4 protein-coding genes and 4 pseudogenes are annotated in these 7,788 nt (G+C 33.3%); 4 read left to right on the top strand and 4 right to left on the bottom strand.

The genetic code is table 11. The annotated features are described in order from the left end of the window. Together BLL41_RS22000 and BLL41_RS23245 are read right to left on the bottom strand one after the other, a co-directional pair. Window positions 1–265 (bottom strand): DUF4917 family protein (locus tag BLL41_RS22000; protein WP_141770225.1); only part of this gene is annotated, 265 nt, incomplete at its 3' end. 628 nt (window positions 266–893) lie between these two features. Then, window positions 894–2,049: pseudogene (locus BLL41_RS23245) on the bottom strand (tyrosine-type recombinase/integrase). Between the two features lie 1,363 nt (window positions 2,050–3,412). Between BLL41_RS23245 and BLL41_RS23225 the strand changes: the two are divergent. After that, window positions 3,413–3,493, top strand: a pseudogene (locus tag BLL41_RS23225) (hypothetical protein); the annotation flags it as partial. A gap of 431 nt (window positions 3,494–3,924) precedes the next feature. Here the strand turns inward: BLL41_RS23225 and BLL41_RS21965 are convergent. Together BLL41_RS21965 and yokF are read right to left on the bottom strand one after the other, a co-directional pair. Further along, entirely contained in the window at window positions 3,925–4,659 is a 735-nt protein-coding gene (locus BLL41_RS21965) for a hypothetical protein (protein WP_071579418.1), read from the bottom strand. A gap of 146 nt (window positions 4,660–4,805) precedes the next feature. Further along, window positions 4,806–5,696, bottom strand: coding sequence for an endonuclease YokF (gene yokF, locus BLL41_RS21960; RefSeq protein ID WP_071579417.1), 891 nt, complete (start codon window positions 5,694–5,696; stop codon window positions 4,806–4,808). A 1,116-nt stretch (window positions 5,697–6,812) separates the two neighbouring features. Between yokF and BLL41_RS23220 the strand changes: the two are divergent. From BLL41_RS23220 to BLL41_RS21945, 3 genes and pseudogenes are all read left to right on the top strand, one after another. Next, window positions 6,813–7,076, top strand: a pseudogene (locus tag BLL41_RS23220) (toxin); the annotation flags it as partial. 59 nt (window positions 7,077–7,135) lie between these two features. After that, window positions 7,136–7,385: pseudogene (locus BLL41_RS21950) on the top strand (SunI/YnzG family protein); the annotation flags it as partial. A 121-nt stretch (window positions 7,386–7,506) separates the two neighbouring features. Beyond that, the coding region (locus tag BLL41_RS21945; protein ID WP_083428102.1) for an SMI1/KNR4 family protein at window positions 7,507–7,788 on the top strand (282 nt) is incomplete at its 3' end.

The raw sequence follows: 7,788 nt of genomic DNA, 5'->3' as shown, positions 1-7,788 counted from the left end.
TATGATCTAGATGAAGGGTAGGGTGCTCGTATACTCTGTTAACGTCTTGAGTATTAAGGAGAAGGTTTAGCACCATTTCAAAATTTGTTGTGTCTAATACATCTTCAAATAAATTCTTATCTGCAGGCTCCAAGTCATTTTTTACATTATCATAGAGACTTTTATATTTAAAAGCGCTATGAAATGATTGAGAAAAGCCATTGCCGAACAAAAAATTATCTAGGATTTCGGGGTGCTCAAATACGAGATCTGTGAAACTTTTCATTAATATACCATCCTCAAATTATTATTTATTAATATTTCAATTCAAGTAAAGCTTTTTAGGGCTTAACCTGAGTATATTTTCTCTTGATTTAAATAGACTCCGTAGTAATTTGTTAGTTGCTTTACCCGCAGATCGCCTAGCTATACGCTTGCCCAGTGTATCATTTTTAGCGGCGTTTACATCTCGTAAAATTTTAGCTGATTTAGAAAGCATGGATCTAATTTTGTTGAGATTCATATCTAATATAATCTCCTTTTCGAATAAGTTACTATATTATACCATCATGCGTTTAGTTGAGTTTGAAAATTTTTGACCAAAATCATGACCAAAATTTGACCAAAAAATATTGAGAATTATAGAGACTCTATTTCAAATTTAAAATAATAAAGCACTGAAAAATCCTTTGTTTTCAAGGGTTTTCAGTGCCGTATATTTTGTATTTAAATTGGAAGTTATGTTCCGCACGCAAGTACATCCTTGGGAACGCGAACAGTATATGTCTCAGTATTAATTTGATAAACCTTGATTTATTAGGGTTTTATATTAGTAACTTGGTGGTCAAAATAAGTGAGATAGCTAGAATTAACTAGTTTGACCACTTTTCGACCACCAAAAACAATAAAAAAATTTAAGACATAAGTGAATTCATATATTCTTCATAACCATCCACTGATGTATTTTCAAGCTTCTCAGATATATGAGAGTATACGTCTGATGTGATGGTTATATTTTTATGTCCGAGTCTTTCTTGAACAAACTTCATACTTGCACCTGATTCTAGAAGAAGGACAGCATGAGTATGCCTTAAACCATGAATTGGCATTTTTTCTAATCCGGCTTTCTTCAGAATACGATTGAGTGCATTGAAGAGGGTAGACTTTGGCAAAGGTTTTCCATCCTGTTTGCAAAAAACTAGATCTAATTCATGTTCGTAAATCTCATTAAAAACTATTCTATTATCATTTAAGTAGTTCATGTGTGCTGCCAATTCTTTTGCTAATGAATTGCTGATTTTAATTCTTCTTTCGGATTCATATGTTTTTGTTTCCCCGAATATTTCTTCTCCCTCTTTAACCTGAAAATCTAAAGATTTGTTAATGTTGATGAAGTTATTTTTTAGATCAATATCCTTTCTTTGTAAAGCAGCTGCTTCTCCTTTACGCATACCTGTTTCAAGTAGAGTTTTAAAGAAGATATAGTACAAATAATTATCTTGCCTTGCAACTTTAAGGAAGAGGGGAATATCATCTGACTTAATGTATTCTAACTTTTCTTTTTTCTTAGCTTTATCCCTAGGAATTGTTACCCCTTCACATGGGTTTTCTTCAATTTTTTTAAGAGGTTTTACTGCAGTCTGCAGTAGCTAAAGCGTTGAACATTGTCCTGTGAATGATTTCAATTGTTCTTTTGCTGTACCCTTGGTCTGCTAAATAATTAATGAATTTTTGATAACGTAAGGGTTTAATATCTTTTAGTTTAATGTCCTTAAAATAGGGAAGAATTTTTGTATTAACATTTCGTTCGTGGAGAATGTAAGTGTTTTTTCTAACATTTCCTTGTTTATATTGAGCGAGCCAATCTTTAAGATAATGCTTTAAAAGAGTTTCTCCTCCGTTAATTTCTAAATCACCTATCAATCTTTGCTCTTCTTGTCTTGCAGCTATTTGTGCCTCTTTTTTTGTTTCAAATCCACTTTTAGAGATTTCGATTGGCTCTTGAGTTAAAGGATCTTTATGTTTTATTCTGTATTGCCATGTCGTTCCTCTTTTTCTGAAACTAGCCATATTGTTCCACCTTTCGTTCGTAACATATCCCATTTTAGCACTTAGTTTTTCGAAGGAAAATCGAAAAATTCAGACAAGTAAGTCTCTAGCATGTTGGAACAAATTTATCCTCTTGACTCTAAATAAAATTCCCATTTTATTGAAACCTAAAAGTTGCTTGAATACATCCTAAATTTAAAGTATCCTGTATATATCATAGTTGGTGTATCAACCACATAGACCAGAGAGTTCCCTCACATACTCTCTGGTTTTTTGTTTAAAAAGCTAAAAAGCCCTTTAAAAGGGCTTTATATCTGACATATTATCTAGGAGTTCTGAAAACTTTATAATCATAACCTATTTGCTTGCTATATTTACTGTCTTTGTAGACGTACATATCAACGATTGTGTATCTATACTTTTTGTCGTAGGCTAAGTATTGGGTTGTTGAGTAATAACGAGTTGGTTTTTTGTGATAGAATGTTCCAAACACAGCTTGAGCGAATATACCAGCCCAGGAGTATTTAAGACCAGGTAACCCTGCAGCAATTCTTGCTCCTATTTCAGCTGCAGTATCTATGTTCTTAGAGTTCCCTCTAAAATGATCTACACCTTCCATTTTGTTGATGGTGGCACAGCTTGAATTGAAATTTCTCCATTCTCTTGAATGACTGGAACTGATGATGTTTTAATTAATTCTTGAAGTGGTGTTGAATTGACCTGAGTGATATAACTTGGTGTAGGCTCTGAGATGGATTCTGCATGGCTATTTAGTGGAGCCACTGTTGAGAATAGGAGTCCGAGAGATAGGGTAGATAGAACTGTTTTTTTTCACTTCACAATCATCCTTTCAAGTTTTTTAATGCTTATGACTATCTGGATGCTGTATAATTATAACATATAATATACATATTTTAGAGGTTGAAATTATGAACTTTGATGATAAAAAGAGTATATTAAAGACTGTAGGGAACATATTTATGGTTCTTGTTCTTATCTCTTTATTTGTTTATGCATTCTCCAATGAATCTATTGGATGGTATGTTAAGATCACTTCTATTGTGATGTTAACTATCTCTTATATTTGCTACGCTTTAATTTCTTTGCAGGAAAAATGGTTCATTTTAACTTTGATTATCTCTTGGCTTGTGATTATTTTTTGGGTATTCTAAATCAATAAGGCTGCCGTTCATACTTCCGCAATAAAAAGGAAGGTAAACAGCAGCCATCTTTTATTATTGCGGGAAACTTGTGTTCTCACAGCAGGAGATGCGGAGTGTCAGGCCACAAATTATACATCACGATTACTGTATATGTACTAGCCAGTGTCACTTTAGGTCAGAGGGTTCCTTTTTTTGCTTTAAATAAATAGGAGGAGAACACTGTGTGGGAAGCTTTAAGACAGTTACTCAAGAAACAGAAAAATCAAAGTCCAATCGATGAAGGCTACATACAGATTCCGGAAAAGGATTTTAATCTAGAATTAAAACAAATGATATTTGAGCTGGAGAGCCTTGGAGAAGAAGTATCCGAAAAGCTGCAAAATAAGTATAAAGATGTTTTTGAATCTCAGGGTAAACCAAATCTTAGCATCAAAGTTTGTAGAGACATAGATGGAGATGTAATAAATGATTTAACAGCTGAGAGATGCTTGGAAAAAGAATACCGTTCACAAATAACAATTAATTATTATCAACCTGCAAAAGCCTATGATGAAGATCTAGACTGCATAACAATGGATTTGTGGTATTACTACGGTGGCTTTATAGGAAGCAGTTGTGGAACGTTATTTGATTTAAATAATAATGACTTAGAAAAAGAAATTGAAGAAGTGCTAATATTTTTACTCAATGATTAACAATCCGAGAAATAAAAAAAGCCCCATAGGGGCTTGAATTATTGCATGTATTTTTTCTCAGCTTCCTTAAAACTCATTATTTTTAGATCAATTCTTTTCTCGTCACTTAATTTTTCATTATTATGTGCATCATGAGAAGGCGGAATGATCACTTTAAGGCTGCTGACATTTGCTGTATTGTCTTTAAGTAACCAGAAAGTCTGACCTTCTTTATTAACTTTACCCAAAAAGTCTCCGCCTGCATCACCCATTAATCCCATTTGCGATTCTAGCTGTTCGCCAGTATCTGTAACAATAATAGCCTGATTAGGATTAAACGTTACATCTTTAGAGGAAGTGTTTTCAGCTTTCATATTGAGTACTACAGCACGAACCTTGTCTTGATCATTAAAGTAAAGTGATTTTGCATCGTCATCTGGCTTAATCTCAAGGATATCTACACCAGCAATATAAAGATTCATACTGCCTAATTTTATTGGCTTTGAAGGAGTGTCTATACCATTAATATAAAGTTCTTCATTATAGCCAATACCAAGTTCTTTAACGTGACCTAAGCCTTCGAAGTAATCTTCACCATCTTCAAATGGGTCTTCTTCTTTTTGGGTTGATTCTTTTTTGTCATTTTGCTTGTTCTCTTTGTTTTCTTTGTTCTCAGTATTTGATGCTGCTTTTTTTGAAGAATCTTTGTCGTTATCACTTGATGAGTCAGAGCTACACGCAACTAAAGAAAAGCTTAGAGTTAGAGCTCCTAGACCTAAAATCCATTTTTTCAATTGTAATTTCTCCTTTATGATGATTTGCTTCTTTTAGCTATATCGACCAACTAAAGGATTTTTCCACTCTTTTTATTAATTATCTAGAAAATAATAACACTGAGCTTTATGTGTTGGTTCTTTGTTTTCTGTCAAGTAGGGTCTGCTCATCGTTCACATGCATAGTTGTCATGATCCCTGTCCATTTTAGTTTGGTAAGCAGGGTAGGAACTAGGCACTCCATTTGGGTATTTCTTTCTTAATTCTGTACAATTTTTAAACGTTTCTGTTTCTCCAGTTGACTCTGAAGAAGCTTCCTTTTCAGTTGTAGTCGAAGTTTCACTTGATGCCTTTGGAGTTGTAGGCTGTGTTGCTGCCGGTTTAGACGTTGTTGCTTTTTTAACTGCAGTGGTTTTCTCTTTTACACAGCCATTAAATCCTCGGTCAGTCACATATCCATTCTTACTCCAAATAGAAAGTTTCTCTGTTTTTGCTTCTTGCTCGTCTTTCTTAAATTGATCTATGTATTTCGTATTTGGCTCATATACATATGCTACCCTGGCCAACCCTTCTTTTAGCAATGTTTCCTGAACAGATTTGCCATCCACATAAACATAAGCTAAGAGTCTTCCGTATTTATCTCTGCGATCGCCTTTGTCAAATTTAAGCTGCAGCTTACCACTGTTAACCAATTCTTTATTTCGCTTAGAAGCATCTTCACCGTACGGTTGAACACAAGAATTTGGTTTCTTCGTCTCAGGTGTGTCTATGAGCAAGTAGCGCACTGTGTCTACATTGCCGTTGTAACTAACTTTAATTGTGTCACCATCAACAGCTCTATCTAGAGTAACATCGACCAATTCCTTTTTGTCTTTTTCCTTAGATTTATCAGCAGTTTTTTCTTTAGTAGATTCCTTTTGTTCTGTTTTCTTTTCTACATCCGTAGACGCTTGTGGTGTTTTTTTTTCTGTGCTTACTTTTTCAGAATCATTTGAGCTGCAGGCTGCCAATGATAAGCTCAAAGTGAATGCTGAAAAACCTAATAATACTTTCTTCAACTTCATTTCCCCTTTTAGAATGTTTGTTCTCTATTTATATCGGTAAACCATCAATAATTATATTCCTGTATCCAATTATTGTGAATTTAATTTATTCTTAAATATTGTCCTGTGATGAAATAAAGCTGGCGACTATCATTGTACTTAGTTTAATTCAATTTTCATTTTTGATCTGCCTTACAAAATTAGATTCATGTTTCACTATTTTTTGTTGAACTTAAATAATTGAAAAAATAAAATAAATTGGAAGAATTTTTGTTATATTAAATATATAAACTTTAAATGATGTAAAAGGTGGGTCAAGAAATGAAATATGATAAAGTTTTAGATTCAACATCTCCATATGGGCCTCAGGGTCTTTTGGAAAAAGAGGGGCTTTTAATATCTACTGGATTCTGGGCAATTACTCAAGCGGATATTCTTACTGGAATGGGGTTGCCTGTGAGCGATGAAGAGATGAAAACTTATCTGGCCATACCGGATGACGTTGAAGTTCCTCAAGATTTTCAAAAAATTTATGATGTTTATAACGAATTTAAACAGTTGTGTAACTGGTGGATGGAGAATTTATTCAGCAGTGTTCTTAATATGGTAAACGATATTAACAATGTTGGATCTTTTGCAACTAGAATGATAAATAGAAATGTGGAAATATTACAATTGATGTCTAACGATAGCGATGAACAAGGAAGACAAGAGGCTGCGAAGCAATTTCAGTCTGCCTGCTCAATGCTTGCTGGAGAACTCAATCAACATCAACAATCTATGAAAAAGGTTCAAAATCAATTAAATTCCCTTCTTCAAGGCGGTAACAACTGTATAGGTGTTAGACAATTAAATAATTCTTTAGAAAAAGAAGTCGCATATTTAGATTCACAGTATAATGATGAGAGTGAGATACATAATACAATAAATATGTTCTTAGGATTAAAAAAATTATTGGGTACATTTGTTGAAGGTCATGATATTCATGAGAAAGTAAAATTCAGCTTTGATCTAGGTCCTTTATTTGGTTTTATTATATCTGAAATATTAGAGTGTTCTGATATACAATCAGTTAAACAACAAATTGATCATTTTCTGAATATGTTAAACAATATAGATGAACAACTTTCATTAGATGTAAAAGTTTTGGGTATGCTTCACAGCACCAATACAGACTTGCATAATGTAATAGCCCAAGCAGAAAGATCTATGGAGTTTGTAGGACAAATTGAAGGAATCTGGCATTCTATAGCAGATCAATTTTATTCACTCGCACAAAGGTTTGAGAATGAGGATATAAATAAGCTTTCTACGGATCTTGATAATGCTGCCGCTACTTGGGAAGCTGTTGCTAATAAAGCAAAAGAGTTTGTAACCAATTCATACCAAGGATAAAAGAAAAATAAGGGCCTGAAAGGGCTCTTATTTAAATTTGAATTTATAGCCAAATTTAAATCGTAATCCCAATCAAAGAAATTAACAATGTATTTCTTGATCCAAACTATGGGAGAGGAGAAAAGCGCAGTAAGGATTGGATTTCCTTATGGTTCAACGAATAGGATAGTAATTAAAACAGCAAATAGTACTTACCTTTTGTTCACCACTAATCCTGCTTCAATTATGAATAAAAAGTTTCTTAATAAACAGATTATATCCCTTTTAAATTTATCTATTAATGATCTGTTTGGTATAAAAATTCAGTGAGATGATTTGAGGAGGAACATTTATGGAAGAAGGAAAGTTAATTCACATGACACTAGATGGTATTAAGAAAGCAGTTACTAAATATGGTACATTTCCTATGTTCCATCATGGGGGTTATGTCTTGGAAGATGCTACTTTTCATTTCAAAGATCCTGCTAGTCCTCAAGAAATTAGCGATATAGAACAGAAGCTAGGTGTTACTTTCCCTAATGACTATAATGAGTTTTTATTACAGCACAATGGGATGGAAATGTTTGATGGCATTGAAATACTTAGCTTAGAGGGAATCATTGAATATAATAAGGTTCAGGATTTCCCAAAGGGATACGTTTTAATAGGATATCATTTCGATGGAAGATATGTCATAGACACAAACAAATCAAATTATGGTTTAGGTTATATG

Source organism: Bacillus sp. FMQ74 (assembly GCF_001875785.1).
Lineage (GTDB): Bacteria > Bacillota > Bacilli > Bacillales > Bacillaceae > Bacillus > Bacillus stercoris.
This window is presented reverse-complemented; position numbering and strand designations above follow the sequence as displayed.